Annotated in this window: 2 protein-coding genes; one reads left to right on the top strand and one right to left on the bottom strand. The window is 79.3% G+C overall.

The features are described from left to right. On the bottom strand, nucleotides 1-423 hold a 423-nt coding region (locus AC1MIR_RS20845), incomplete at its 3' end, for an ArsR/SmtB family transcription factor (protein WP_480030096.1). Between the two features lie 105 nt (nucleotides 424-528). Here AC1MIR_RS20845 and AC1MIR_RS20850 point away from each other — a divergent pair. Further along, a partial coding sequence (locus AC1MIR_RS20850) for an MFS transporter (protein WP_480030097.1) occupies nucleotides 529-1750 on the top strand: 1222 nt, incomplete at its 3' end.

Below are 1750 nucleotides of genomic sequence, written 5' to 3' on the forward strand. Positions count from 1 at the left end.
CTCCGGCAATGCGGGGCATGTCGAAATGTCCATCGCCACCACGCGCCCTTCGGCGCCGCCGAGCCCGGGCGGGGGGGGGGGGGGGGGGGGGGGGGGGGGGGCGGGGGCGGGGGGGGGGGGGGGGGGGGCCCCCCCGGCCCGCGGGCGCGCGGCCGCGATCTCGAGCAGGCTTTCGATGAGCCGCGCCACCGCCGGGCCGGCCAGGCGGTGATAGCGGTGGCGGCCCTGGCGTTCCATCGCGAGCAGCCCCGCCTCGGTCAGCCGTCCGAGATGCCCGCTGGCCGTCTGCGGCGTGATGCCGGCGGCCCCGGCCAGCTCGCCCGCGGTCAGCGCACGGCCGTCGAGCAGTGCCGCGAGCATCGCGGCCCGCGCGGGATCGCCGATCAGCGCGGCGGTTTCGGCGAGCGCGGCATTGCTGGGCATGGCCGGATGATAGCCCGGCGCCGCCCGCGATGCTTCGGCCGCGGCCGAAGCCGCTGCTGCGGCCAGCGGGGCAGGATGCCAGGATCGCGCGGCACGGATCGGCGGATGCGGGACGACTCGGAAGGATTCGGCTGGCGGGTGGTTTGGGCGGCCTTCGTGGTCGCGGCCTTCGGTTGGGGGGTCGGTTTCTATGGCCCGCCCGTCTTCCTGCATGCGGTCGAGGCCGGGCGGGGCTGGCCGGGCTGGCTCGTCTCCCTGGCGGTCACCGCGCATTTCCTCTCCGGCGCGGCGGTCGTGGCGGCGCTGCCAAGGCTCTATCGGCGATTCGGCCTCGCCGCGGTGACGCGGGCCGGCGGCGTGGCGGCCGCGCTCGGCGCGCTCGGATGGGCGCTTGCCGCCGAGCCCTGGCAACTCTTCCTGGCGACGCTGCCCTCCGGCGCGGGCTGGGCGGCCACCGGCGCCGCGGCGATCAATGCGATCGTCGCGCCCTGGTTCGTGCGCCGCCGGCCGATGGCGCTGGCGGTGGCGTTCAACGGGGCGAGCCTCGGCGGGGTCGTGCTCTCGCCGCTCTGGGTGGCGCTGATCGGCTGGGTCGGCTTCGGCTGGGCGGCGGCGCTTGTCGGCGGCGCGATGGCCGCGCCGCGCTGGTGGCTGGCCGGGCACTATCTCGGCCGCCGCCCGGCCGCGGCGGCGCCCGGGCCGGCGGGGGCGGGTGCGGCGGCGTCGCCGCGCCTCTGGCGTGACCGCCGCTTCCGGCTGCTGGTGGCGGCGAATGCCCTTGGGCTCTTCGCGCAGATCGGGCTGGTGGCGCATCTGGTGGCGCTGCTGGCGCCGCCGCGCGGCGCCCAGGGCGCGGGGCGGGCGATGGGATTCGCGACGGCCAGCGCCATCGCCGGCCGCTTCGCCCTGGCGCGGCTGCTCGGCGCCGGCACCGACCGGCGACGGGTGGCGGCGGCGAATTTCGGCGTGCAGGTGCTGGGCTCCCTGGTCCTGCTCGGGGCGGCCGGCTCGCCGGCGCTGCTGCTGCTCGGCGTGGCGCTGTTCGGCTTCGGCCTGGGCAACGCCGTGTCGCTGCCGCCGCTGGTCGCCCAGCAGGATTTCCGGGAGCCGGATGTGGCGCGGGTCGTGGCGCTGGTGGTGGCGACGGGACAGGCGGCCTACGCCTTCGCGCCGGCCGGCTTCGGGCTGCTGCGCGGCCTGGACCCCGCGGTGCTCTTCGTCGCCGCGGCGGCGTTGCAGGCCGCCGCGGCCCGGCGGCGGCGGCGCCCCGGCCGGCCCGCCGCGGGGGGGGGGGGGGGCGCGGGGCGGCGGCCCCCCCCCCCGGGCC

The organism is Falsiroseomonas sp. RANM36 (genome assembly GCF_056682175.1).